At 68.1% G+C, this 24477-nt stretch carries 21 protein-coding genes; 17 read left to right on the top strand and 4 right to left on the bottom strand.

Annotated features, from left to right (window positions below; genetic code table 11):
• The first annotated feature begins 22 nt into the window (after positions 1-22).
• The gene (locus ACODRX_RS08835) at positions 23-790 is read left to right on the top strand and encodes an ABC transporter ATP-binding protein (RefSeq protein ID WP_488871011.1); all 768 of its coding nucleotides are present in this window, start codon (positions 23-25) and stop codon (positions 788-790) included.
• An 18-nt stretch (positions 791-808) separates the two neighbouring features.
• Entirely contained in the window at positions 809-1582 is a 774-nt protein-coding gene (locus tag ACODRX_RS08830) for an ABC transporter permease (protein WP_488871010.1), read from the top strand.
• 175 nt (positions 1583-1757) lie between these two features.
• On the opposite strand, the gene ACODRX_RS08825 is transcribed toward ACODRX_RS08830, so the two are convergent.
• On the bottom strand, positions 1758-4250 hold the full coding sequence (locus ACODRX_RS08825) for an Ig-like domain repeat protein (RefSeq protein ID WP_488871009.1): 2493 nt from the start codon (positions 4248-4250) through the stop codon (positions 1758-1760).
• Between the two features lie 266 nt (positions 4251-4516).
• Here ACODRX_RS08825 and ACODRX_RS08820 point away from each other — a divergent pair, with 266 nt between their 5' ends.
• From ACODRX_RS08820 to ACODRX_RS08750, 15 genes are read left to right on the top strand one after another with little or no spacing between them, the layout of a single operon-like run.
• Positions 4517-6682, top strand: a complete 2166-nt coding sequence (locus ACODRX_RS08820) for a thiamine pyrophosphate-dependent enzyme (RefSeq protein WP_488871008.1) — start codon at positions 4517-4519, stop codon at positions 6680-6682.
• Positions 6683-6702: 20 nt separating this feature from the next.
• On the top strand, positions 6703-8199 hold the full coding sequence (locus ACODRX_RS08815; protein WP_488871007.1) for an indolepyruvate oxidoreductase subunit beta family protein: 1497 nt from the start codon (positions 6703-6705) through the stop codon (positions 8197-8199).
• Between the two features lie 48 nt (positions 8200-8247).
• Positions 8248-9327, top strand: coding sequence for an NAD/NADP octopine/nopaline dehydrogenase family protein (locus ACODRX_RS08810; protein WP_488871006.1), 1080 nt, complete (start codon positions 8248-8250; stop codon positions 9325-9327).
• Positions 9324-10367: a 3-hydroxybutyryl-CoA dehydrogenase gene (locus ACODRX_RS08805; protein ID WP_488871005.1), complete on the top strand. Its 1044-nt coding sequence runs from the start codon at positions 9324-9326 to the stop codon at positions 10365-10367. Before ACODRX_RS08810 ends, ACODRX_RS08805 begins: the two co-directional genes overlap by 4 nt.
• The gene (locus ACODRX_RS08800; RefSeq protein WP_488871004.1) at positions 10364-11380 is read left to right on the top strand and encodes a Bug family tripartite tricarboxylate transporter substrate binding protein; all 1017 of its coding nucleotides are present in this window, start codon (positions 10364-10366) and stop codon (positions 11378-11380) included. The genes ACODRX_RS08805 and ACODRX_RS08800 overlap by 4 nt, the downstream gene beginning before the upstream one ends.
• A gap of 38 nt (positions 11381-11418) precedes the next feature.
• Positions 11419-12405: a PDR/VanB family oxidoreductase gene (locus ACODRX_RS08795; protein WP_488871002.1), complete on the top strand. Its 987-nt coding sequence runs from the start codon at positions 11419-11421 to the stop codon at positions 12403-12405.
• Positions 12406-12460: 55 nt separating this feature from the next.
• Entirely contained in the window at positions 12461-13432 is a 972-nt protein-coding gene (locus ACODRX_RS08790) for a Bug family tripartite tricarboxylate transporter substrate binding protein (protein ID WP_488871001.1), read from the top strand.
• Between the two features lie 12 nt (positions 13433-13444).
• Positions 13445-14788 carry an aromatic ring-hydroxylating dioxygenase subunit alpha gene (locus ACODRX_RS08785; RefSeq protein ID WP_488871000.1) on the top strand — a complete coding sequence of 448 codons (1344 nt, stop codon included), beginning with the start codon at positions 13445-13447 and terminating at the stop codon, positions 14786-14788.
• Entirely contained in the window at positions 14785-15276 is a 492-nt protein-coding gene (locus ACODRX_RS08780; protein ID WP_488870999.1) for an aromatic-ring-hydroxylating dioxygenase subunit beta, read from the top strand. Before ACODRX_RS08785 ends, ACODRX_RS08780 begins: the two co-directional genes overlap by 4 nt.
• An 8-nt stretch (positions 15277-15284) precedes the next feature.
• Entirely contained in the window at positions 15285-16874 is a 1590-nt protein-coding gene (locus tag ACODRX_RS08775) for an ATP-dependent acyl-CoA ligase (RefSeq protein ID WP_488870998.1), read from the top strand.
• 18 nt (positions 16875-16892) lie between these two features.
• The gene (locus ACODRX_RS08770; RefSeq protein WP_488870997.1) at positions 16893-17867 is read left to right on the top strand and encodes a Bug family tripartite tricarboxylate transporter substrate binding protein; all 975 of its coding nucleotides are present in this window, start codon (positions 16893-16895) and stop codon (positions 17865-17867) included.
• Positions 17868-17869: 2 nt separating this feature from the next.
• A complete protein-coding gene (locus ACODRX_RS08765) occupies positions 17870-19048 on the top strand; it encodes a thiolase family protein (RefSeq protein WP_488870996.1) in 1179 nt (392 codons plus the stop codon).
• Positions 19045-20298, top strand: a complete 1254-nt coding sequence (locus ACODRX_RS08760) for an SDR family NAD(P)-dependent oxidoreductase (protein WP_488870995.1) — start codon at positions 19045-19047, stop codon at positions 20296-20298. The genes ACODRX_RS08765 and ACODRX_RS08760 overlap by 4 nt, the downstream gene beginning before the upstream one ends.
• Before the next feature lies 1 nt (position 20299).
• The gene (locus ACODRX_RS08755) at positions 20300-21106 is read left to right on the top strand and encodes a cyclase family protein (protein WP_488870993.1); all 807 of its coding nucleotides are present in this window, start codon (positions 20300-20302) and stop codon (positions 21104-21106) included.
• Positions 21103-21831, top strand: coding sequence for an SDR family oxidoreductase (locus tag ACODRX_RS08750; RefSeq protein ID WP_488870992.1), 729 nt, complete (start codon positions 21103-21105; stop codon positions 21829-21831). Before ACODRX_RS08755 ends, ACODRX_RS08750 begins: the two co-directional genes overlap by 4 nt.
• A 9-nt stretch (positions 21832-21840) precedes the next feature.
• Here ACODRX_RS08750 and ACODRX_RS08745 read toward each other — a convergent pair whose 3' ends face one another.
• The 3 genes from ACODRX_RS08745 to ACODRX_RS08735 form a co-directional block, all read right to left on the bottom strand.
• A complete protein-coding gene (locus ACODRX_RS08745) occupies positions 21841-22314 on the bottom strand; it encodes a MarR family winged helix-turn-helix transcriptional regulator (RefSeq protein WP_488870990.1) in 474 nt (157 codons plus the stop codon).
• A gap of 395 nt (positions 22315-22709) precedes the next feature.
• Complete coding sequence (locus tag ACODRX_RS08740; protein WP_488870988.1) at positions 22710-23477, bottom strand: SDR family oxidoreductase; 768 nt, start codon at positions 23475-23477, stop codon at positions 22710-22712.
• Complete coding sequence (locus tag ACODRX_RS08735; protein WP_488870986.1) at positions 23474-24475, bottom strand: NAD(P)H-quinone oxidoreductase; 1002 nt, start codon at positions 24473-24475, stop codon at positions 23474-23476. Before ACODRX_RS08735 ends, ACODRX_RS08740 begins: the two co-directional genes overlap by 4 nt.
• Between the last annotated feature and the right edge of the window lie 2 nt (positions 24476-24477).

Raw genomic sequence — 24477 nt, 5'->3', positions numbered from 1 at the left:
ACCCGCCTCGGGACGCAACACGATGACTACCCTGCTGGAGATCGAGAACCTGAACAAGGTCTACATGTCGGGCAAGAAGCCCATCCATGCCCTCAAGGATGTCACGCTCCATGTCCGGCAAGGCGAGTTCGTCTCGGTTGTCGGGCCCAGCGGCTGCGGCAAGAGCACGCTGATGCGCTGCATCGCGGGGCTGGAGCCGATTTCCGACGGCCGCCTCGAGCTGGGCGGCAAGGGCATCACCGCGCCGCCCGACGACATGGGCGTGGTGTTCCAGCGGGACTTGCTGCTCGAATGGCGCAACGTCCTGGACAATGTGCTGGTTGCCGCTGAGTTCCAGGGCCTGGACAAGCAGCGGTACAAGGCCCGGGCTGCAGAGCTGCTGTCCTTGTTCGGCCTCGCCGGCTTCACGGACCGCTACCCCCGGGAGCTGTCGGGCGGCATGCGCCAGCGCGTATCGATCTGCCGGGCGCTGCTGCTGGACCCTCAACTGCTGCTGATGGACGAGCCCTTCGGCGCCCTGGACCCGTTCACCCGCGACGCCTTGAACGCGGAATTGCAGCGGACCTGGCTGGAGACGGGAAAGACCGTGGTCTTCATCACCCACTCCATCTCGGAGGCGGTCTACCTGGGAAGCCGCGTGGTCATGATGGCGCGCGGCCCGGGGCGGATTGCCGAAATCCTGCCCATCGAGCTGGAGCGGCCGCGCAGCCTGGCCGTGCGCGAGGCGTCCGAGTTTGCCGCCTATGTCAGCCATATCAAGCAAACCTTTCGCCAGTTGGGCGCATACTGAGGAGCGGACATGAGAGCAATGCTTGCGCACGCCAGCCGGAACTGGCAGGCGCTGATCTCCCTGCTGGTGATCGTGCTGTTGTGGGAGGCGGCCGTGAAAACGATGGGCATCCGCGACTTCATGTTGCCGGCGCCTTCCAAAATCTTCGCACGTTTCCTCGATCAGCCCGCCTACCTGCTCGCCGAATCGTTCGAGACGCTGCGCACCACCCTCTATGGCTTTGCCCTGGCCGTGGTGCTGGGCATTGCCGCAGCCATCGGCATCGTCTATTCCCGCTTCCTGGACCGGACGCTGTACTCGCTGCTGATTGCGATGAACGCCGTGCCCAAGGTCGCGCTGGCGCCGCTTTTCATCATCTGGATGGGAACCGGCACCCTGCCCAAGGTGGCCATCGCCATGCTCATCGCCATTTTCCCGATCCTGATCGACAGCGTTCTCGGCCTGCGCTCGACCGACCCGGACATGCTCGACATGGCCAGGGTCAACAAAGCGTCGCGGGCCAAGATGCTGTGGAAGATCCGCTTCCCCAACGCCTTGCCCAGCATCTTCGCAGGCCTCAAGGTCGGCGTGTCGTTCGCGCTGATCGGCACCATCGTCGGCGAATTCGTGGCCGGCGAGGGCGGCCTCGGTCATGTCATCCTGGTGGCGCAAGGTGCCTTCGACACCTCGACGGTCTTTGTCGCGCTGGCGCTGCTGTGCTTTCTCGGGGTGGTGCTATTCAAGCTGCTCGAATTCCTGGAGGGGCGGCTGCTGGGATGGCATGCCTCACAGCGCATGGGCTCCACGCACTAGGGGCCAATTCTTTCGAGATTCCTGGCGGCCTCGGCCAGGGATTGCAGGCCAGGGGCTGAGGCTTGCAGTGCCATTGATCTTCCCGTAGATCAATGGCACTCCGCGAGCTAGTCGCGCGTTGTACCGGTACGTGGCAACCGCGGTACCGCCATCCGCGCCTTGGCGTCTGCGGGGATCAGTGCCCCAGGCGCCGCAGGCCAAACACGATCAGCATGGCACTCAGCAGCCAGAGCAGCATGCCGTTCAATGCCGGCACTGGCTGGGGGACTGTTGCGGCCGCTGCGCTTACTTCCTGGGTGATAGCCATGCTGGCTGCCATAAACTGACCATCGCCCGAGTAGCTGGCGACGACGCTGTGCTTGCCTGCGGGCAGCACGGATGCCGTCCAGCTTGCCTTGCCATCGGCCAGCGCCACGGAGCCCATGGGTGCACCATTGACGCTGAAGTCGACCGTGCCGGATGGAATGGCTGCGGCCTTTGCCTGCAGTGCATCCTGCGTCGACCGCATGGCGGGAGCCGGCTCGGCGGTCACGGCGGCCGTGAACATCACTGGGTCGCCCGAGCGCGAAGGATTCAGCGATGAAGTGAGCTGCACCGAGCTGTGCGTCTTTTGCGGCTCGGGCTCGGCCGCTATGTCGATGGAATATTCACGCTCGGCCAGGCTGCCGTTGGCATCCTTGACCTGTACGGTGAAGACAAAGTGGCCGCTGGCCGTGGGCGTTCCGCTTAGCGCGCCATCCAGGCCCAGTGCGATACCCGGAGGCAGGCTGCCGGCAATGATGCTGTAGGTATAGGGCGCGGTTCCACCCAAGATGGTCAGCGTCTCGCTGTAGGTCTGGTTTTGGTTGCCGTCTGCCAGTTGTGGCAGCGTGAGCGCAAGCGGCTTGATCACGAAGGTTGCCATGACCGACTTGTGGTCGGTGGGCCAGCCGGTTTGGGGTTCGATGAACGAATCGCTGCCGGACTCATCCACGCGTTGATTGCGTACGATGGATTTCTTCGGGCCGACCATGGTGGCGCCCGCCAGCGTCAGGCGCGCATCGGGGTGGAAGAAGACATAGTCGATGCGATCGCGTTCATCGGCCTCGGGCGCCCAGGTCAGCTTGCTGGTGGCAACGCTGGGGTTGTCCGATGGCCATGTGAAGCCTGGATGCGTGATCGGATTGGGAAACTCGGTGCGATAGGCATCAAGGTAGCCGGCCTGCTCCAGCAGCGTCGTGCTCTGCCATGGAACGATGGTGCCGTGGTGGTCGTACAGCTCCTTCGTCGCCGCATCCCAGTCCAGGTGGGAAGGCTCGTTGAAGTCTCCTGCCATCACCACGAGCCGGCCTTTCTCGCGCTCTTGCTTCGCGTCGGCGATGAACTGGCGTATGGATTCGGGGCGGCCTGATTTTTCGTTCAAGTCCAGAATCAACGAGACGTCGGTGATCGGGCCGGAAGGGATCTTGTTCCAGCCGTATTCGCTGGTCGCGTTGCCAGCGGGCGTGCCGCCGCCATAGCCGCGCGGCAGATAGCAGACATACCACTGGTACTCCAGGTGGCCGGAGTAGACGGCCACCGGCGTGCCGTTCACATCGATCACGGCCTTGGAGAAACGGTTGAATTCCGAAGTCTCCAGAATCGGGTAGCGCGAAACCACGCCTACATCCTTGTCGGGGCCGTAGGAGTTGAACTTGTAGCCGCGCTTGGCCAGGTCATTCACCAGGCGCGTGCCATATGCCGAGCCGGTTTCGCTCAGCGTGACCACATCCGCCCCGGTGTCGCGGATCACGTCCGCGATCATGTCGGGGCCACCCGACCCCACGCCGGTGCCGCGCAGCCAGATGTTGAACTGCAGCACCTTGAGTTCGGTGGACTTGCCATCGAACGTTGGCGGCCCGATGAGTGTCGAGGGATCGAGGGGCTTGGCCTTGACGTCGAAGATTGCGGGCGGTGCAAGCCATTGGTAGCCGTCATTGACGAGCAGAAAGGCGGCGTAGGTGCCCGGCGGCAAATTAGGGATGTCCCATTGGCCGGAGGCGTTCGTGACGTATTTCCAGGGGTCGGAGCTGTTGCTTTGCGCAAAGCTCCAGGGGCCATCCTTTTCAGATCCCGGGCCGTCCATATAGCGCCAGACGCCAATCCAGTTCTTTGCCGCGGCCGTGATGCCGCCGTAGGCCAACGACACGGTCGCGCCTTCGTCGTACGAGCGTTGGTTGCTGGTGAGCAAGCCGCCTTCGGCCTGCGCAATGCCGTCGTCCGTCACTTGGAAGATGATGGGCGTGGACAGCCATTCGTATCCATCGTTGGCAAGCAAGAAGGCGGCATAGCGGCCCGAGGGCAGGCCCGGCAGCGTCACGCTGCCGGCTGCCTGCGCCGGCAGGTAGGCCCACTTCAGCGAGCCCTGCCCACCATTGCTGGAGCGATCCCAGGCGCCGTAGCGGTTACCCGAATCGGGGTAGGCCCAGATCCCCACCCAGTGCTTTGCATTGGGCGAACCCAGCCCCTGAAAGCTCGCCTTGATCGGTGCGGCCTTGGTGTAGACCGACTTGTCGAGCTGCCATTGCACGGGCTCCGCAGCCCGTGCGCCGTGCTGTGGCAGCAGCCAGGCAGATATGGCCAATAGAAGCAAGAGGAGCCAACTGCGGGCAGCCATTCCCTGCCGAGCCCATTTCGAGTAGTCAAACATAGCAGTAGATCTCATGAATCGCGCCCGGGGTCGGTGGGCGCGGGAAAAAGCAGGCACTTTAGGCAGCGCCGGTTACATGGCCGTGACGACCCGCCCGACCGTGGCGGTGCTCCCGGTGCCGGCTACGCATGCATGGTCCGTTCCTGTGGCCATCATCCTAGTGAAAACCATGATTTTGGATATATTTACTTTTAAAGTAATGCATGAGATATTCATCCAAAATCATCAATGCTCGTCCCCACGCGAGCCATGCGAAGGATCTTGTGATGGCAGAACGCTCGTTTGTCGAAGAGGTCAAGAAGCTCCGTCTGGGCGCAGGCGAGGTATTCCACGGCGAAGGTATCCTGGCGGTGACCAAGGCGCTGCTGGAGTCGGGCGTGAACTATGTCGCGGGCTACCAGGGCGCGCCGATATCGCACCTGATGGATGTGCTGGCCGATGCCCAGGACATCCTGGTCGAGCACGGCATCCGCTTTGAGAACAGCGCCAGCGAGGCCACGGCCGCCGCCACGCTGGCGGCCTCGGTCAACTACCCGCTGCGTGGCGCGGTGACCTTCAAGGCCACGGTGGGCACGAACGTGGCGTCCGATGCGCTGGCCAACCTGGCCTCGGGCGGCGTCAAGGGCGGTGCGCTGGTCATCGTGGGCGAGGACTATGGCGAGGGCTCGTCCATCATGCAGGAGCGCAGCCATGCCTTCGCGATGAAGTCGCAGATCTGGCTGCTCGATCCGCGCCCCAGCCTGCCGAGCATCGTGCAGGCGGTGAAAGACGGCTTCGAGCTGTCCGAGGCCAGCAATACGCCCGTGATGCTGCAGCTGCGCATCCGCAGCTGCCATGTGCATGGCAGGTTCACCGCCAGCGACAACCGGCGCCCGGCCTATACCATTGAGCAGGCCATGGCCCAACCGCAGCGCGATGTGGACCGCATCGTGCTGCCGCCGGCAAGCTTTCTGCACGAGCAGGAGAAGATCCGGCAGCGCTGGCCGGCGGCGGTGCGCTTCATCGAGGAGCGTGGCCTCAATGAATTCTTTGCCGAGGACGCCGACGACATCGGCATCGCCTGCCAGGGCGGCAGCTACAACACCTTGATCCGGGCACTGCAGCAATTGGCGCTGGCCGATGCCTACGGCAACACGCAGATACCGCTGTATGTGATGAACGTGGCCTACCCGCTGGTGGATGGCGAGCTGCTGCGCTTTTGCGCGGGCAAGCGCGCCCTGCTGGTGGTGGAGGAAGGCCAGCCCAACTTCGTCGAGCAGAACGTGGCGGCCATCCTGCGCCAGGCCGGCTCGGCCACCCAGCTGCATGGCAAGGATGTGCTGCCGCCCGCGGGGGAATACACCACGGCCGCCATGCTCAAGGGCCTGCGCGCCTTTCTCGCAGCGCACGGCAGGCTGCAGGCGCAGCCCGCGCCGCGCAGGATCATCCCGCTCAAGCCCGCGCTGCCCGAGCCGCAAAGCCCGATCGAGGCCAGCGTGCAGGCGCGCCCGCCGGGCTTTTGCACCGGCTGCCCCGAGCGGCCCATCTTCACTGCGATGAAGCTGGTCGAGCGCGAGCTGGGCGAGCACCATGTGAGCGCCGACATCGGCTGCCACCTGTTCTCCATCCTGCCGCCCTTCAACCTGGGCAACACCACGATGGGCTACGGCCTGGGCGGCGCGGGCGCCGCGGCGTTCAATCCGCCGCAGCCGCAGGAGGGCGGCAAGCGAGTGATCTCGGTCATGGGCGACGGCGGCTTCTGGCACAACGGCCTGACCAGCGGCATCGCCAACGCGGTGTTCAACAAGAGCGACAACCTCACCATCGTCGTCGACAACAGCTACACCTCGGCCACGGGCGGGCAGGACCTTCTCTCGTCGGCGGCGTCCAACCCCACGCGCAGCACCAACCATGCGATCGAGAAGGCGGTGCGCGGCGTGGGCGTGAACTGGGTGCGGACCGTGCCGCGCACCTACGACCTCAAGACCATGGTGGGCACGCTGCGCGAAGCGCTGACCACCAAGGAGCAGGGCCCCAAGGTGCTGGTGGCGCAAAGCGAGTGCATGCTCAACAAGCAGCGCCGCATCAAGCCGCAGCAGCGCGCCGCAGCGGCGCGCGGCGAGCGCGTGGTGCGCGAGCGCTTCGGCGTTGACGCCGATACCTGCACCGGCGATCACTCGTGCATACGTTTGTCGGGCTGCCCGTCGCTGTCCATCAGGCCCAATCCCGATCCGCTGCGCACCGACCCGGTGGCCACCGTCATCGACAGCTGCGTGGGCTGCGGCCTGTGCGGCGAGGTGTCGCATGCGGCCGTGCTCTGCCCCTCGTTCTACCGCGCGCGGATCGTGAGCAACCCCACGCGCTGGGACCGGCTGCGTCAGCGCCTGCGCAGCGCCGTGATCGGCTGGCTGCAGGCGCGCGACCAGCGCCGTCTCGACCGCCATGCCTTTTGAGATCACGACCTGACACCGCCATGAACACCATCCAACCCATCAAGATTGCCATCCTCGCCATGGGCGGCGAGGGCGGCGGCGTGCTGGCCGACTGGATCGTCGACCTCGCGGAGCACAACGACTACATCGCCCAGACCACGTCGGTGCCCGGCGTGGCGCAGCGCACCGGCGCCACCATCTACTATGTCGAGCTGTTTCCGGCCGAGCAGGCGCGCCGCGATGGCGGCCAGCCGGTGCTGGCGCTGATGCCGCTGCCGGGCGATGTGGACGTGGTGCTGGCCTCGGAGCTGATGGAGGCCGGCCGGGCCGTGCAGCGCGGCCTGGTCACGCCCGAGCGCACCACGCTGATCGCCTCCACCCACCGCGTCTATGCGATTGCCGAGAAGACCGCCATGGGCGATGGCCGCGTGGACGATGCCAACCTGCTGGCCCATGCCGAGCGCGCCGCCAAGCGCTTCGTGCGCTTTGACATGGCCGCGGCCGCGCAGGCCAGCGGCAGCGTGGTCAGCGCCGTGCTGTTCGGCGCGCTTGCCGGCGCCGGTGTGCTGCCATTCTCGCGTGCGCAGTTCGAGGCCACCATCGAGCGTGGCGGCGTGGGCGTCAAGGCCAGCCTGAAGGCTTTTGGCGGCGCGTATGGGCAGACGCAGCAGGTGGACGAAGCAATGCCTGCCCAAGACGCCGAGGTCTCGGCCGGCCGGCCGGCCAATCCCCAGGTGGCGGCGCTGCTGCGGCGCGTGGAGCAAGGCTTCGCGGCCGATGCCCGGGGGCTGGTCATCGAGGGCCTGCGCCGCATGCTCGACTACCAGGACGCGGGCTATGCCGCGCTCTACCTCGACCGCCTGGCGCGGGTGCAGGCCCTGGCCGCGGGCTCCGGCGCGCTGCTGCGCGAGACGGCGCGGCACCTGGCGCTGTGGATGAGCTACGAAGACACGATCCGCGTGGCCGATCTCAAGACCCGCGCCAGCCGCTTTGCGCGCGTGCAGTCCGAGGTGGGCGTGCAGCAGGGCCAGCAGCTGGCGATCCATGAGTTCATGCACCCGCGCATCGAGGAAATCTGCGAGACCCTGCCCGCGGGGCTGGGCCGCTGGCTGGCGCGTCCGCATGCCGTGCACCGCCTGCTGGCGCGCTTCACGCGCGAAGGCCGGGTGGTCGCCACCAGTTCGCTGCGCGGCTATCTGCTGCTGTGGGGGCTGTCGCGCCTGCGCGGCATCCGGCGGCGCACGCTGCGCTACCAGCTCGAGAACGCGCGCATCGAACAATGGCTGGCGCATATCGAGGCGGCGGCGGCCCACAACCCGGCCCTGGCGGTAGAGGTCGCGCAATGCCAGCGCCTGGTCAAGGGCTACAGCGACACGCATGCGCGCGGCCTGGCGAACTACCTGCGCCTGATGGACGCGGTGCGCGCCGCGGGCCAGCGCCTGGCGCCGGCCACGCTGCGCGAACTGCGCGAAGCCGCGCTGGCCGACGAACACGGCAAGGCATTGCAGGCGGCACTCGCGCGCCATGCCCTGGCTTGAGGCTGCCATGCATTTTTCTTCTCACTACAACCATCGGGGAGACAGACCATGAAGATCGCCATCCTGGGCGGCGGCCACGGCTGCCATGCGGCCGCGGCCGACCTGTCGGAAGCCGGGCACGAGGTGCGCCTGTGGCGGCGCGATGCCGCGGCGGCGGCCGCACTCGCCGCTGCCGGATCGATCATCCTCAAGGATGCGGCGGGCGCGCGCGAAGTACCGATTGCGCTTGCCACGGCCGACATCGGCCTGGCGCTGCGTGGCGCGCAGCTGATCGTCATCCCCAGCCCTGCGACCGCGCAGGCCGACATCGCCGCCGCGATGGCGCCGCATTTGGCCGACGGGCAGGTGGTATTCCTGCCGCCCGGTACCTTCGGCAGCTATGCAATGGCGCAACAGGTGCGCGCCGCGGGCAGTGGGGCCGATGTCGCCTGGGCCGAGACTGGCACGCTGCCCTACCTGGCGCGCAAGCACGGGGCGCGAGAGGTCAACGTCACCATCCGTGCCGTGCGCCTGCCCACCGGCGTGTACCCGGCCCGCAAGCAGGCCGAAGCGATCGAGGTGATCCGGCAGGCCTATCCAAGCGTGCATGGCTGCGGCGATGCATTGTCGGGTGCGCTGATGAACGCGGGCCCCGTGATCCATCCGCCGCTGATGGTCATGAATGCCGCGCCGCTGCAGCATTTCGAGCGCTGGGACATCCACGACGAAGGCACGCAGCCGGCCGTGCGCGCGGTCACCGACCGGCTCGACCGGGAGCGCATCGCGGTGCGCGAAGCGCTGGGCTACGGCGCCCCCCACTACCCGCTGGCAGACCATTACGACAACGACCGCTGGATGTACGGCGACGCGCACAGGCAGCTCGTCAAGTCGGGCGACTGGCGCGAGAACATCGACCTGCAGCGGCACCGCTACATTGCCGAAGACACCGAGATGGGCCTGGCCTTTCTCGCCTCCGCGGCGCGCTGGGCCAAGGTCGATGCCCCGGTCGCGCATGGGCTGCTTGCCATCGTGGGCGGCTTCCTGGGGCGGGACCTGCGCCAGGGGCCGCGCACGCTCGATGCCCTGGGCCTGGCCGCGCTCGACCGGGCGGCGCTGCAGCAGCGGCTGCACGAAGGAGTGCGGCCATGATGGCACCGAGCGCACCACCGCGGACACCGCCACGGACACCACTCATCGCCGCGGTCGGCGCCGGCCGCATGGGCCGCGGCATCGCGGTCGCATTCGCCTATGCCGGCCACCGCGTGGCGCTGGTCGATCTCAAGCCGCGGCCCGCGCAGGATGCCGCTCGCCTGCGCGACGAGGCCTTCGGCGAGATCGGCGGCAGCCTGGCGGCGCTGGCGCGGCTGGGCGCGCTGGATGCCGCGCTGGTGCCGGCCATCGAGGAACGGATCGATTTCATCGCCGCGGCCGAAGCCGGCCCCGCGCTGGCCGCGGCCGAGCTGGTGCTCGAAGGTGTGCCCGAGACCCTGCAGGCCAAGCGCGCCGCGTTCGAGCAGCTCAATCGCCATTGCCGCGAAGACGCCATCCTCGCGTCGACCACCAGCAGCATCCTGGTCACGCAGATTGCGCAGCTCGTGCACCGGCCCGAGCGCTTTTTGAACATGCATTGGCTCAATCCGGCCTACCTGATTCCGGTGGTCGAGCTGAGCGCGCACGCGGGCACCGATGCCGGGGTGCTGCGCCGCGCGGCCGCGCTGCTGGAATCGATAGGCAAGGTGCCGGTGCGCTGCGCCGCTGCGCCCGGCTACATCGTTCCGCGCCTGCAGGCGCTGGTGATGAACGAGGCGGCGCGCATGGTCGAGGAGGGCGTGGCCAGCGCCGAAGAGATCGACAAGGCCACGCGCCACGGCCTCGGGCTGCGTTTCGCGGCGCTGGGCGTGGTGGAGTTCATCGACTACGGGGGCTGCGACATCCTGCACCATGCGAGCCGCGAGATGTCGGCCTCGGTCGACGCGCAGCGCTACGCGGCGCCGGCCATCATCGGCCGCATGGTCGATGAGGGGCGTGTGGGCCTGAAGTCGGGCAGCGGCTTCTATGACTACGCCGGCCGCGACATCGCCGCCTACCGCGAGGACGTGCTGGCGCGCACCTTCTCCGTGCTGCGCAACGCCGGCCTGTGGCGGCCCGCGGCGAGCGCGCTCGTTGCAGCCGGAGAGGCCAAGGCATGACAAGCGCTCACACCTCTTGTTCCGGGCGCCGCGCACTGATCGGCGCACTGATCCGCGCATTGATCCACGCACCGCTGCTGGCGGCGATGGCAACGGCTGGCCCGCTGGCCGCCGCCCAGCCCTGGCCCGGCAAGCCGGTGCGCTTCGTCGTCTCCTTTCCGCCCGGCGGCCTGGCCGATGTGATGATGCGACTGCTGCAGCAGCCATTGGCCGATGCGCTGGGCCAGCCGGTGCTGATCGAAAATCGCAGCGGCGCCTCCGGCAACCTGGCCGCCGACGTGGTCGCCAAGAGCGGCGACGGCCACAGCTTCCTGGTCACCACCTCGACCGTGGAGTCGGTCAATCCCTACATGTTCGCCAGCATGCCCTTCAACCCCGGCAAGGACCTGGCGCATGTCGCGCTGCTGGCCAATAGCCGCCTGTTCCTCGTCGCGCGGCCCGGCCTGCCGGTGCGCGACCTGAAAACCTTCGTCGAATACGCGCGCGCCAACCCGGGCAAGCTGAGCTACGGCTCGCCCGGCACCGGCAGCACGCCGCACCTGGCGGGCGAGATGTTCAAGCAGGCAGCCGGCTTCTTCGCCACCCATGTGCCCTACCGCGGCGCGCAGCCGGCGTTGCAGGACGTGTTGGCGGGGCAGATCGATTTCGCCTTCGTGCCGGGCACCGCGCTGATCTGGGCGCGCAACGGCAAGCTCCGCCTGCTTGCGGTCGCCAGTCCGTCGCGCGCGCCCGAGGCGCCGGATACGCCGACCTTTGCCGAACAGGGCTTTGGCGAGGTGCAGGTCGACACGCTGTTCGGCGTCTATGCGCCGGCCGGCACGCCGCCCGAAGTGGTGGAGCGGCTGAACCGCGAGATCAACCGGCCGCTCGCGCTGCCGTCGACCAAGGCGCGTTTCGCCGAGATCGGCGCCGAGCCGATGCCGATGAGCGCGGCCGCATTCAAGTCCGCCGTGCAGGCCGAGAGCGTGCGCTTAGCCGCCCTCGTGAAGGCGCGGCAGATCAAGGCCGAATGAGTGGCCCACCCATCGAGCCATTGACCAAGGAACGCCCCATGTCCAACCCACCCACCACGCTGAGCCTGCGCGTCGCCGAAGCGACCCGGTTGAACCCGCTGATCCGCAGCTTCGTGCTGCGCCGCGCCGACGGCATGCCGCTGCCCGGCTTTGGCGCCGGATCGCATCTGCGCGTGCGCGTCAGGCTGGCGGACGGCACGCTGGACTGGCGCCACTACTCGCTGATCGATACGGAGCAAGGCGGCCGCGAGGCACCGGCCGAATACCGCATCGCGGTGCGGCTGGAAGATGCCGGGCGCGGCGGCTCCCGCTTCATGCACGAGGGCGTGCAGGCCGGCGACATGATCGAGGTGGAGCCGCCGAAGAACGACTTTGCGCTCGGCGCGCATGCCGGCTGCGCGGTGCTGGTGGCCGGCGGCATAGGCATCACGCCGCTGGCCAGCATGGCGGCCGCGCGCCGCGCTGCCGGCCTGCCGGTGCGCATGCTCTACGCGGGCCGCAGCCGGGCGCTGATGGCCTTGGTGCCCGAGTTGCAGGCCTTGCTCGGCGATGCGCTGGCCGTGCATGCCGACGAAGAGCAGGGCGCGCCGCTCGATGTGGTGGCCCTGCTGGACGGCTGCGCGAGCGAAGACCAGCTCTACGTCTGCGGACCGCGCGTGATGCTCGACGCGGTGCTGGCAGCCAGCGATGCCCGCGGCTGGCCGCGCGAGCGCGTGCATTTCGAGCTGTTCACCGCGCCAGTGGCGGCCGCGGGCGACCAGGCCATCGATCTGGTGCTGGCGCAAAGCGGCCGGCAGTTCACCGTGCCGGCCGGCCAGTCCATCCTCGACTGCCTGATCGAGCACGGCTGCGATCCGCTGTTCGACTGCAAGCGCGGCGAATGCGGCGTCTGCGCCGCGGCGGTGATCGAGGGCGACATCGACCACCGCGACGCCGTGCTGAGCGCCGCCGAGCGCGCCAGCGGCAAGGTGATGCAGATCTGCGTCTCGCGCGCCAAGGGGGCCCGCCTGGTGCTCGATCTCTGACGCCGGACATTCACCTCCACCCAGCTTTACCCACCTTGTCCACAGGAGTCCCGCGATGACCTCCCCGCTGCTGTCCCGCCGTCAAATCTTGTCCTGTCTGCCGCTGGCTGCGGCGCCTGCGCTGGCGGCAGCCAGCGCCAAGCCCATCGAATGGGTCGTCGGCTATGCCGCCGGCGGCGGCTCCGATGTGGTGGCGCGCATGCTGGCCGAGGCCATGGGCAAGTCCATGGCCGAGCCCTTGATCGTGATCAACAAGCCGGGGGCCGGCTCCAACATCGCGGCCGACTATGTCGCCAAGGCCCGCGATGCCGACCACATGGTGTTCACCGCCGACTCCGCCGTGCTGGCGGCCAACCCCTTCCTCTACAGCAAGCTCAGCTACAGCGCCGAGAAGGACTTCGCACCGGTGGGCCTGATCGCGCGCTTTCCGCTGGTGCTGGTGGTGCATCCGAATGCCGCTGCCAAGAACCTCCAGGACTTCATGGCCTGGGCGCGCCGCGAGCCGCAGGGCCTGAGCTACGGCAGCCCGGGAACGGGCAGCCCGCACCACCTGGTGACCGAGCTGTTTCGCCAGCAGACCGGCCTCAAGCTCACCCATGTGCCCTACCGCGGCGCCGCCCCGGCGATGGCCGATGTGGTGGGGGGCCAGCTGCCCTTCATGTTCGTGGACACGTCCAGTGGCAGCGGATTCCTGAGCTCCGGCAAGGTGCGGCCCATAGGCGTGGCCAGTGCCCAGCGGCTCAAGAGCATGCCCGAGATCCCCACCCTGGCCGAGCAGGGGCTGGCCGGCTTCGATGCCTATGCCTGGCAGGCCCTGGTGGGGCCGGCCGGCGCCAGCGCGGCCACGGTGCGCACGCTGAACCAGCACCTCAACGAGGCGCTGGGCTCCACCGCCATCCGCGCCCGCATGCAGACGCTGGGCATAGAGCCGCTGCCCAGCACCCCGCAGGAGCTGGCGCGCTTTGCCGCGCAGGAGCGCGAGCGCTGGGGGCGCGTGGTGCGCGAAGCCAACATCAAGCTGGATTGAGGAGGAGCCGCCATGGACCGCTACCGCAACAAGCCCGCCGCCATCGCAGCGCTCGTGCGCGACACCGAGGTGCACCGGGATTGCTATATCGATCCCGAGGTTTTCGCGCTGGAGATGCAGCACCTGTTCGCCAACACCTGGGTCTACGTCGGCCACGCCAGCCAGGTGCCCAAGCCGGGCGACTACTTCGCCACCACGGTGGGCGACCAGCCGGTGGTGATGGTGCGCCACACCGACCAGAGCATCAAGGTGCTGTACAACCGCTGCGCGCACAAGGGCGTGAAGGTCGCGCCCGACGGCTGCGGCAGCACCGACAAGTTCTTCCGCTGCCCCTACCACGCCTGGACCTACCGCACCGACGGCAAGCTGCTGTCCATCCCGCTGAAAAAGGGCTACGAGAACACCGGCTTCGAGAGCTGCGAGGCCAGCGCCGGGCTGGCCGCGGTGGGCGCGGTGCAGGTCTACCGCGACTTCGTGTTCTGCCGGCTCAACCCCGAAGGCATGGGCTTCGAGGAGTTCTTCGGCCCCGCGCTGTCCACGCTGGACAACATGGTCGAGCGCTCGCCCGAGGGCCGGCTGGAGGTGGCCGGCGGCGTAATGCGCTACCTGCACCGCTGCAACTGGAAGATGCTGGTCGACAACCAGACCGACACCTGCCACCCCATGGTCGCGCATGAATCCTCGGCCGGCACCGCGGTCAAGGTCTGGGAAAACGCGCCGCCCGGCACGCCCAAGCCCATGGCGGTGGAGCTGTTCGCGCCCTTCGTGAGCCCCTACGAGTTCTTCGAGAACATGGGCATCCGCGTCTGGCCCAACGGCCACGGCCACACCGGCGTGAGCGATTCCATCCACGCCGACTATTCGCCCGCGCCTGGCTACTGGGAGAGCATGGCCGCCGCCTATGGCGAAGACAAGGCCAGGGCCATCCTCAGTGACGTGCGCCACAACACGGTGTACTTCCCCAACATCATGGTCAAGGGGCCGATCCAGACGCTGCGCGTCTTCCGCCCGCTGGCGGCCGACCGCACCCTGGTCGAAAGCTGGACCTTTCGCCTCGTGGGCGCGCCGGACCTGCTGCTGGAGCGCACCCTCATGTACAACCGCCTGGTCAACGCGCCCACCTCGGTGGTCGGCCATGACGACCTGGAGATGTACGAGCGCGCCCAGCAGGGCCTGGCCTCGCGTGGCTCGCAGTGGGTCAACGTGGGCCGGCTGTTCGAGCCGGCGGAAAAAAGCCGGGAAGACGGGCAGGAAGGGGCCGTGACCAACGGCACCAACGAATGGCAGATGCGCAGCCAGATGCGCGCCTGGGTGCGCTTCATGACCGCCGGCATGCACGAAGGAGCTGAAGCATGAGCACACATTTGCCCACCGACCAGCAGCTCATCGACTTCGTGCTCGACGAGGCCGCGCTGCTGGACGAGCTGCGCTTCGACGACTGGCTGGCCCTGTTCACCGATGATGGCCACTACTGGATGCCGTTGGCCCATGGCCAGACCGATGCGCGCCTGCATGCCTCTCTGCTCTACGAAGACCGGCTGCTGCTGCAGGTGCGCATAGAGCGCCTGCGCGGCGCGCGCACCTTCTCGCAGCAGCCCACCAGCCGCTGCCACCACCTGCTGCAGACCCCGCGCGTGACGGCGCGCGACGATGCGGCCGGCACCTACGCCTGCCGCACGGCGTTCCACTACATCGAGACCCGCCAGGACGAGCAGACGCTATACGCCGGCTGGGCCAGCCACGAGCTGGTGCGCCAGGGCGACGGTGCGCTGCGCATGCGGCTCAAGCGCGTCGACCTGGTGAACTGCGATGCCGCGTTCGGCAATATGCAACTCTTCATGTGAGGCCCGCCATGTCCGCCACGAACTCTGCCATCGAAACCTTCGCGCCCGCAGAGCGCACGCTGCCGGCGATGCTGGCGCAGCAGTGCCGCCGCTTTGCGCAGCGCACCCTGCTGATTGCGGGCGACACCCGCTGGAGCTATGCCGACGCGCTGCGCACCGCCCAGGCCATGGGCGCGGTGCTGCGCGCCGCCGGCCTGCGCGCCGGCGACCGCGTGGCGCTGATGTGCGGCAACCGCGCCGAGTTCCTGCAGGCCTTTCTGGGCTGCGCCTGGATCGGCGCCGTTACCGTGCCCATCAACACCGCCGCGCGCGGCGCCACGCTGCGGCACATTCTGGCCAATTCCGGCGCGCGGCTGTTTGTCGCCGAGGCCGAGGGCCTGGCCGCGCTGCAAGGGCTCGAAGCGCGCGCCAGCCTGCCGCTGGAGCGGGTATGGCGCATCGATGCGCCGCCGCAGCCCGGCACCGAGCCCTTCCCCGCACCGGGCGATGGACTGGGCGAACCGGCGCCCGTGCAGCCCGGCGACACGCTGGCCATCCTCTACACCTCGGGCACGACCGGTCTCTCGAAGGGTGTGTGCTGCCCGCATGCGCAGTTCTACTGGTGGGGCCGGCACACCGCGCAGCTGCTCGGGCTGGGCGATGCAGAGGTGCTGCTGACCACGCTGCCGCTGTTTCACACCAATGCGATGAACGCCTTTTTCCAGGCGCTGCTGACCGGCTCCACGCTGGTGGTGGAGAAGCGCTTCTCGGCCTCGGGCTTCTGGCCGGCGCTGGTGCGCCACCAGGCCACCGCCACCTATGTGCTGGGCGCGATGGTGCCCATCCTGCTGTCCAAGGAGGCCACGCCGCAAGACCGGGGGCACCGCGTGCGCATCGCGCTGGCGCCGGGCGTGCCGCCGCGCTTTCATGCGCAGTTCAGCGCGCGCTTCGGCATGCGGCTGTTGGACGGCTATGGCTCCACCGAGACCAACTTCGTGATCGGGCTCGACGCCGAGCAGCGCCCCGGCAGCATGGGCCGCGTGGCGCCGGGCTTCAGCGCGCGCGTGGCCGACGAGCACGACGAGGAGGTGCCGCCCGGCACGCCCGGCGAGCTGCTGCTGCGCGCCGACGAGCCCTTCGCCTTTGCCACCGGCTACTTCGGCATGCCCGACAAGACGGTGGAGGCCTGGCGCAACCTGTGGTTCCACACCGGCGACCGCGTGGTGCGCGATGCCGACGGCTTCTTCACCTTTCTCGACCGGCTCAAGGACGCGATCCGCCGCCGCGGCGAGAACATCTCCAGCTACGAGGTCGAGCAGGTGCTGCTCAGCCACCCGGCCGTGGCGGTGGCGGCGGTATTCCCGGTCAAGAGCGAGCTGGCCGAGGACGAGGTCATGGCCGCCATCGTGCCGCGCGAGGGCGCCGCGCTCGACCCGGTGGAGCTGGTGCGCTTTTGCGAGCCGCGCATGGCGTATTTCGCGGTGCCGCGCTACCTGGAGTTCATGGCCGCGCTGCCCGCGACCGAGAACGGCAAGGTGCAGAAGTTCAAGCTGCGCGAGCGCGGCATCACGCCGCGGACCTGGGACCGCGAGGCGGCCGGTGTCCAGCTCAAGCGCTGACCCCTCGGAGACTCCCGCATGCAAGCCCTTCGACTTCTCGGTGCGCTGCTGTGCACCGCCTGCCTGGCCCTTGGGGCCGCTGCCGCCGCCTCGCAGGACGCCTACCCCAGCAAGCCCATCCGCATCATCGTGCCCTTTCCGCCCGGTGGCGGCAGCGACCTGGTGGCCCGCACCGTGGCGGCGCGCCTGGGCGAGCGCTGGAAAGTGCCGGTCATGGTGGACAACAAGCCCGGCGGCAACACCATCATCGCGGCCGAGGCGGCGGCCAAGGCCGCGCCCGACGGCTACACCCTGTTCGTGGCCATCGATTCCACGCTGGCCATGAACCAGAGCCTCTACAGCAAGCTGCCCTACGACCCGGCCCGGAGCTTCGCGCCGGTGACGCTGGCCATCACCATGCCCATGGTGCTGGCGGTGCACCCGTCGGTCAGCGCGCGCAGCGTGGGCGAGCTGCTGGCGGCGGCCCGCGCCCAGCCGGGCCGCCTGGCCTATGCGCACGGCGCCATGCCGGCGCAGGTGGCGGGCGAGGTCTTCAAGAGCGCCACCGGAGTGGACCTGCTGGCCGTGCCCTACAAGGGCGGCGCGCCGGCCATGACGGACACCGTGGGCGGCCAGGTGCCGCTGATCTTCGATGCGCTCGGGCCGGCCATGCCCTACCTCAAGGGCGGCAAGGTGCGGGCGCTGGCGGTGACCAGCGCGCAGCGCAACCCGCTGCTGCCCGAGGTGCCCACGCTGGCCGAATCCGGCGTTGCCGGCGTGGACCTGCTCACCTGGATCGGCTTCGTGGTGCCGGCTGGCACCCCGGCGGCCATCGTTGCCCGGCTGCACCGCGAGCTGGCCGCCATCCTGCAGATGCCGCAGACGCGCGAGCTGCTGTCGGGCATGGGCATGACGGTGGTGGCCGGCACGCCCGAGCAGTTCGCGCAGACCATCCAGGGCGACGCGCAGAAATTCGGCCGCATCATCCGCGCGGCCGGCATCAAGCTGGACTGAACATGACTGCATACATCCAACGCAGGGGCTATGAGGGCGTGGCGCTGGCCGTGCCGGTGACGGTGCCCTACGAACGCTATTCCATTCGCGGCGCGCACTGGTTCCTGGGCCAGGCCGTGCGCGGCCTGCTCGCCGGCAGCGGGCTGGCCAAGGAGCAGATCGACGGCCTGACGGTCAGCAGCTTCTCGCTGGCGCCCGACACGGCGGTGGGCGTGACCCAGCACCTGGGCCTGTCGCCGCGCTGGCTCGACCACATCCCCACCGGCGGCGCCTCGGGCGTGATGGCGCTGCGCCGCGCGGCCCGTGCCGTGCAGTGCGGCGATGCCGAGGTGGTGGCCTGCGTGGCGGCCGATACCAACCATGTGGATTCGTTCCGCCAGACGCTGGGCGCCTTCAGCGACTTCGCGCGCGATGCCAGCTACCCCTATGGCGCGGGCGGGCCGAATTCCATGTTCGCCTTCATCACCGCAAGCTACATGCGTACCTATGGCGCGCAACGCGAGGATTTCGGCCGCATCGCCGTGGCCCAGCGCAGCAATGCGCTGCGCAACCCCAATGCGCTGTTCAAGAAGCCGCTCACATTGGACGAATACCTGGCGGCGCGGCCGATCTCCGAGCCCATACATTTGTTCGACTGCGTCATGCCCTGTGCCGGCGCCGAGGCCTTCCTGGTGATGGCGCCCGAGCGCGCGCGCGACCTGGGCCTGCCGCACGTGCTGCTGCATGGCGCGATCGAGCGCCACAACGCCTATGCCGACGATCCGGTGATGCTGCGCGGCGGCTGGGCCATGGACCGCGATGACCTCTACGCCCAGGCCGGCCTCAAGCCGCAGCACATCGATCTGCTGCAGACCTATGACGACTATCCGGTGATCTCGATGATGCAGATTGAGGACCTGGGCTTTTGCGCCAAGGGCGAGGGCCCGGCCTTCGTGCGCGCGCACGACCTGACGCACGCCGGCGACTTTCCGCACAACACCAGCGGCGGCCAGCTCTCCTGCGGCCAGGCGGGCGCGGCTGGCGGTTTTCTCGGCATGACGGAGGCGCTGCGCCAGCTCACCGGCCAGGCCGGCGAGCGCAGCGTGGCGGGCGCAAGCACCGCCATGGTGGGCGGCTTCGGCATGGTGACTTATGACCGTTGCCTGTGCACCGGCGCCGTGATCCTGGGGAAAAGCGAATGACCATGCCCTTCATGAAACCGCCGCGCAAGAACCCGGTGCTGCGCACCGCGCAGATCAACCTGCCGCCGGCCGCGCGCGGCCGCGTGGCCCTGGGCCTCACGGCCGCGGCCGCCGAAGGCCGCTTCGCGCTGCAGGTCTGCGCCGAATGCGGTGCCCTGCAGTACCCGCCGCGCGAGGCCTGCCACCGCTGCCTGTCGCCCGAGCTGCCCTGGCAGCCGCAAAGCGGCAGTGGCGAGCTGCTGGCCTCGACCACGCTGGCCCACAGCAACGACCTGTACTTCCGCGAGCGCCTGCCCTGGCGCCTGGGCATGGTGCGGCTCGATGCCGGGCCCAGCGTCATGGTCCATCTGCATGGCGAAGTCGCAGCCGCACCCTGCCGTGTGCGGGTGCAGGCGCGGCTGGACCGCGCCGGCCAGGCGGTGCTGATCGGATACCCCGAGAAAGGAACGGAGAACATGGCTGACGACCCCATGCTGCGCGAAATGGCCAGCGACCCCAAATACCGCAAGGTGCTGGTGACTGACGGCAAGACCGCCGCCGGCCAGGCCGTGGCCCTGGCCATGGTCAAGGCCGGCGCTGACATCGTCTGGGTCGGCCATGCCGAGCCCTGGAAGCAGCTGCCGGGCCTGGCCGAGCTGGCGGCGCTGCCGCAGGTTGCGCTGGTGCCGCTGGACGTGACCGATGAGCGCTCGGTCAGCACCCTGGCCGGCCAGATCGGCGGCAAGGTCGACATCGTGGTCAACACGGCCGAGCTGCACCGGGGCTTCGGCATTGCGGCGCGGCGCGGCACCGACGTGGCCAAGGCCGAGATGGAGGTCAACTACCTCGGCTTGCTGCGGCTGGCGCAGTGCTTTGGCCCGGCGCTCCAGGGCCGCTCGGCCGACGGCGCGGCGCATGCCACGGCCTGGGTCAACCTGCTGTCGATCTATGCGCTGGCCAACTTTCCGCCGCACGGCACCTACTCGGCCTCCAAGGCCGCGGCGCTGTCGCTGGCGCAGTGCCTGCGCGCCGAGATGCGCCCGGCCGGCATCCGCGTGGTCAACGTCTTTCCCGGCCCCATCGACGACGAGTGGAACCAGAACCTGCCGCCCCCGAAGCTGGCCCCGGCCGCGCTGGCCTCGGCCATCGTCAAGGCGCTGAAGGATGGCGTGGAGGACATCTACCCCGGCGACGTCGCCCAGGAATGGCTGGAGCGCTGGCGCCACAACCCCAAGGTACTTGAACGTGAACTTGCCGCAGGAGGATATTGACATGCAAACCCCTCACGACCTGTTGGGAGGCATGGCGCTGGCCATCGCCACCGGCCGCATCCGTGTCGTCGACCTGACGCAGACGCTGAGCCCGGATTTCCCCGCCATCGCGCTGCCGCCCGAGATGGGCCAGTGCCAGCCGTTCCGCATCGAGCAGATCTCGGCCTACGACGAACGCGGCCCGGGCTGGTACTGGAACAACTTCTCCTGCGGCGAGCACACCGGCACCCACTTCGATGCGCCCATCCACTGGATCTCGGGCCGCGACCTGCCCAACAACGCGGTGGACAGCATCCCGCCGCAGCACTTCATCGCCCCGGCCTGCGTGATCGACTGCAGCGCCCAGGCCGCGGCCGACCCCGACTACCTGATGGGCGTGGCCGATATCGAGCGCTTCGAGGCCGCGCACGGCCGCATTCCCGAGGGCCACTGGGTGCTGATGCGCACCGACTGGGCGCGGCGCTGGACGCAGGCGCGCGATGCCCAGGCCTTCCAGAACTTCGACGCCAGCGGCCAGCACACGCCGGGGCCGGACACCGAGGCGGTGCGCCTGCTGGTCGAGCAGCGCGGCGTGCTGGGCTTTGGCACCGAATCCATAGGCACCGACGCCGGCCAGGGCTACCACCTGCGCCCGCCCTACCCCTGCCACTCGCTGATGCACGGCGCCGGCAAGTACGGCCTGCAATGCCTGACCAACCTCGACCAGCTGCCGCCCACCGGCGCGCTGGTGGTGGCGGCGCCGCTGAAGATCGAGAACGGCAGCGGCAGCCCGCTGCGCGTGCTGGCATTGGTGGAGGGCCAGGCATGAAGACCAACAAGGTCGCGGCGGTGACGGGCGGCAGCGCCGGCATCGGCAAGGTGATCTGCGAACAGCTGCTGGAGCAGGGCTACGAAGTCGTCTCGCTGGCGCGGCGGCGCACCGGGATAGCCCACCCGCGGCTGCACAGCATCGAGGTCGACCTGGCCGACCGCGCCGCCACCGCCGAGGCGGTGCAGGCCATGGTGCGGCAGCACGAGGTCACCACCCTCGTGCACAACGCCGGCGTGATCCGCGCCGCGCTGCTGCCCGAGGTCAAGCTCGGCGATCTGGATGCGCTGGTCGAGCTGCACCTGGGCTGCGCCGTGCAGATGCTGCAGGCCGCGCTGCCCACGATGCGCGCGCGGCGCTTTGGCCGCGTGGTGCTGCTGTCCTCGCGCGCCGCGCTGGGTCTCGCCACGCGCACCAGCTACTCGGCCACCAAGGCCGGCATGCTGGGCATGGCGCGCACCTGGGCGCTGGAGCTGGCGCCCGAGGGCATCACCGTCAACGTGGTCGCGCCCGGGCCGATCCGCACCGACATGTTCTACGACGTGGTGGAGCAGGGCAGCGACAAGGAGCGCCAGCTCGCCGCCTCGGTGCCCGTGCGCCGGCTGGGCGAGCCGGCCGACGTGGCGCGCGCCGTGAGCTTCTTTGCCGATGCCGCCAATGGCTTCGTCACCGGCCAGGTGCTCTACGTCTGCGGCGGCACCAGCGTTGGCAGCCTGGCGCTGTAGCGGGCCTGCTCAGCCCGGCAGCCGGTGCAGCTCGATGATGCGCCGCAGCGTCACCTTGAGCGCCTCGGCGCGCTTGAGGCCGAAGGGCTGCAGCACGCGCAGCTCATGCTCCTTGGCCTTCTGGATCAGGTCGGCCACCAGGGTCTGGCCGGCCGGCGCGATGCGCACCATGGTCAGGCGCCGGTCGCTCTCGTGCGCGAAGCGTTCCACATAGCCCTTGGCCTCCATGCGGTCGAGCAGGCGCGTGACCGTGGGCTGCTTGCTGACCGAGATCTGCGCCAGCCGCCCGGTGCTGATGCCGGGCGTGCCCGTCAGCGAAGCCAGGATGCGCCACTCGGTGATCGACAGGCCCTCGGCCTCGACCACCGCATGGAATTCGGCCGAGATCAGCTTGCTGGCCTGGGCCAGCAGGGCCGGCAGGTAGTCGTCCACAAAGGGCAGGGGCTGCTCCTGTGCCTGCTCGTCCATATCGGTGCTGGCCATGTCGCGCGCGCTCATCTGCCGGCTGTCAGGCACGCTGGGCACGGAGCGCCGGGCTGCGCCAGCAGTTTTTCAGGGTGAGGCGGCAACGATCATCTAGAGGCATGGCGTAGAACTTGAAAAAAACCGGGGTAGCAGCCAGTGGAGCGGAAGTGCTTGGGAAGGGCAATTCTATGTTGCAAGTGAGCGGCTGGAGGCGGCAGTAGGCATGGAGCGCGCCATGGGGCCCGCACCATCGGCGCGAAAGCCTGTACCCATTGCAAGGTGCCCAGAGCAATTTAACCTATTTGACAAATACCGCGAACACGACGACCGCTACAGCGAGCTTGCCGGCCTGTTTCAACGCCAGGTGAACGCCGCCTACGTCGAGCCCGGCTACATCGGCATGAAGAACATCCCTAAGTCATCAACCAGCCGCCAGCTACGTCCAGCACCTGGCCGGTCACAAACCGTGACTGGTCGGAGGCAAAGAACAGGCAGGCGTCGCTGACCTCGTTCGGCGTGCCCAGGCGGCGCAGTGCCGTGACTTGAGTCACCGCATCATTCACCTCCTGGGCCACGGATTTCAGCAATGGCGTGCTGATGCGGCCCGGGGCCAGCGCATTGACCGTGATGCCATGAGGCCCGAGTTCCGCCGCCCAATGTCGTGTCAGGCCGATCAACGCAGCCTTAGTGGCTGCATAGTGGGCAGCCACGATATCGCAATATGCTTTGCCTGCAACCGAGGACATGTTGATGACTCTGCCGCGCTGGCGCTCCATCATCTGCGGTGTCGCCAGCCGGGTGAGGTTGAAAACGCCGTTGAGGTTCACATCCACCACCCGATTCCATTCCTCGACAGGCATTTCCCATACGTTCAGTGCGCGTCCCTGGGTTTTGGGCGATATCCCCGCGTTATTCACAAGAATGTCCACCGCGCCGAGCTTTGCAGAGATGGTTGCATAGGCCTGCGCACAGGAGTGGTAGTCGCTGACATCCGCTTGTGCGAAGAAGACATGGCATCCGTCCCGCTCTAGCCTCGCCGCATAGTCGGCACCAGCCTCGCCATTGAAGTCGATGAGGCCGACATGGGCGCCTTCGGCTGCAAGGCGCTCGACAATGGCTGAACCAATACCTCCCACGGCACCAGTGACGATGGCGACTTGGTCTTGTAGCTGCTGGGTCATGGCTTTACCTTCAGCATGATCTTTCCAATGTGCTGGCTGCTGTTCATCAGCTCGTGAGCCTGCGCGGCTTCGGCCAGCGGAAACACGGAATGAATCACGGGTAGGCACTGCCCTCGTTCAAGCAACGGCACTACCTGTCTCTGGATCTGGCGCGCGATCTCGCCCTTGTCTTCATCAGAACGCGGACGCAAGGTTGAGCCTGTGAACCACAGCCGCTTGGCCATGATGGGCTGGGCGTCGATCGCCGTCTTGCTACCTTCCAAAAAGGCGATTTGTACCAGCCGTCCATTCACGGCAAGCGAATGCAGGTTCTTGTTGATGTAGGAGCCGCCCACCATATCGAGGATCACATTCACGCCCTGGCCCTGGGTGGCTTCGCGCACTACCTCCTGAAAGTCCCATTGCCGATACACAATGGTTCTCTCGGCGCCGGCGGCTTCGCAGGCCCGCGCTTTTTCGGCATTGCCGACGGTTGTCCAGACCCTGCAGCCGAATGCTTTGGCGAGCTGGATGGCGGTCAAGCCGATGCCGCTGGAGCCGCCGTGCACCAGGAGGATTTCTCCGGTTTGGATTTCTGCGCGCTCGAACAAATTGGTCCAAACCGTGAAATAGTTCTCGGGAATGGCGGCAGCTTCCAATAGACCCAGGCCTTGGGGTGCTGCCAGGCAGTGGCGCTCGTCGGCTAGGCAGAATTCGGCATAGCCGCCGCCTGGCGTCAGTGCGCAAACCTGGTCGCCCACTTTCCAGCGCTGCGCTTGCGGACCGGTGGCTACCACGGTACCCGCAACCTCCAGGCCTAAGTAGGGCGAGGCGCTTTGCGGCGGTGGGTACAGGCCTGAACGTTGCAGCACGTCGGGCCGGTTCACGCCGGCATAGGCCACTTCGATCATGATCTGGCGCCCCACTGGCGCTGGGACATCGCGCTCGGCCAGTTGCATGCAGTCAGGACCACCGCCTTTCCCATGGTCAATGAAGCAGGTGTGGAATGTTGTCATCATGG

It is taken from the genome of Comamonas sp. FG99 (assembly GCF_057808605.1).
This window is presented reverse-complemented; position numbering and strand designations above follow the sequence as displayed.

Coding starts and splice junctions, on each gene's coding strand:
- ACODRX_RS08835 (WP_488871011.1), top strand. CDS start 23: ATGACTACCCTGCTGGAGATCGAGAACCTGAACAAGGTCTACATGTCG.
- ACODRX_RS08830 (WP_488871010.1), top strand. CDS start 809: ATGCTTGCGCACGCCAGCCGGAACTGGCAGGCGCTGATCTCCCTGCTG.
- ACODRX_RS08825 (WP_488871009.1), bottom strand. CDS start 4,250: ATGTTTGACTACTCGAAATGGGCTCGGCAGGGAATGGCTGCCCGCAGT.
- ACODRX_RS08820 (WP_488871008.1), top strand. CDS start 4,517: ATGGCAGAACGCTCGTTTGTCGAAGAGGTCAAGAAGCTCCGTCTGGGC.
- ACODRX_RS08815 (WP_488871007.1), top strand. CDS start 6,703: ATGAACACCATCCAACCCATCAAGATTGCCATCCTCGCCATGGGCGGC.
- ACODRX_RS08810 (WP_488871006.1), top strand. CDS start 8,248: ATGAAGATCGCCATCCTGGGCGGCGGCCACGGCTGCCATGCGGCCGCG.
- ACODRX_RS08805 (WP_488871005.1), top strand. CDS start 9,324: ATGATGGCACCGAGCGCACCACCGCGGACACCGCCACGGACACCACTC.
- ACODRX_RS08800 (WP_488871004.1), top strand. CDS start 10,364: ATGACAAGCGCTCACACCTCTTGTTCCGGGCGCCGCGCACTGATCGGC.
- ACODRX_RS08795 (WP_488871002.1), top strand. CDS start 11,419: ATGTCCAACCCACCCACCACGCTGAGCCTGCGCGTCGCCGAAGCGACC.
- ACODRX_RS08790 (WP_488871001.1), top strand. CDS start 12,461: ATGACCTCCCCGCTGCTGTCCCGCCGTCAAATCTTGTCCTGTCTGCCG.
- ACODRX_RS08785 (WP_488871000.1), top strand. CDS start 13,445: ATGGACCGCTACCGCAACAAGCCCGCCGCCATCGCAGCGCTCGTGCGC.
- ACODRX_RS08780 (WP_488870999.1), top strand. CDS start 14,785: ATGAGCACACATTTGCCCACCGACCAGCAGCTCATCGACTTCGTGCTC.
- ACODRX_RS08775 (WP_488870998.1), top strand. CDS start 15,285: ATGTCCGCCACGAACTCTGCCATCGAAACCTTCGCGCCCGCAGAGCGC.
- ACODRX_RS08770 (WP_488870997.1), top strand. CDS start 16,893: ATGCAAGCCCTTCGACTTCTCGGTGCGCTGCTGTGCACCGCCTGCCTG.
- ACODRX_RS08765 (WP_488870996.1), top strand. CDS start 17,870: ATGACTGCATACATCCAACGCAGGGGCTATGAGGGCGTGGCGCTGGCC.
- ACODRX_RS08760 (WP_488870995.1), top strand. CDS start 19,045: ATGACCATGCCCTTCATGAAACCGCCGCGCAAGAACCCGGTGCTGCGC.
- ACODRX_RS08755 (WP_488870993.1), top strand. CDS start 20,300: ATGCAAACCCCTCACGACCTGTTGGGAGGCATGGCGCTGGCCATCGCC.
- ACODRX_RS08750 (WP_488870992.1), top strand. CDS start 21,103: ATGAAGACCAACAAGGTCGCGGCGGTGACGGGCGGCAGCGCCGGCATC.
- ACODRX_RS08745 (WP_488870990.1), bottom strand. CDS start 22,314: ATGGCCAGCACCGATATGGACGAGCAGGCACAGGAGCAGCCCCTGCCC.
- ACODRX_RS08740 (WP_488870988.1), bottom strand. CDS start 23,477: ATGACCCAGCAGCTACAAGACCAAGTCGCCATCGTCACTGGTGCCGTG.
- ACODRX_RS08735 (WP_488870986.1), bottom strand. CDS start 24,475: ATGATGACAACATTCCACACCTGCTTCATTGACCATGGGAAAGGCGGT.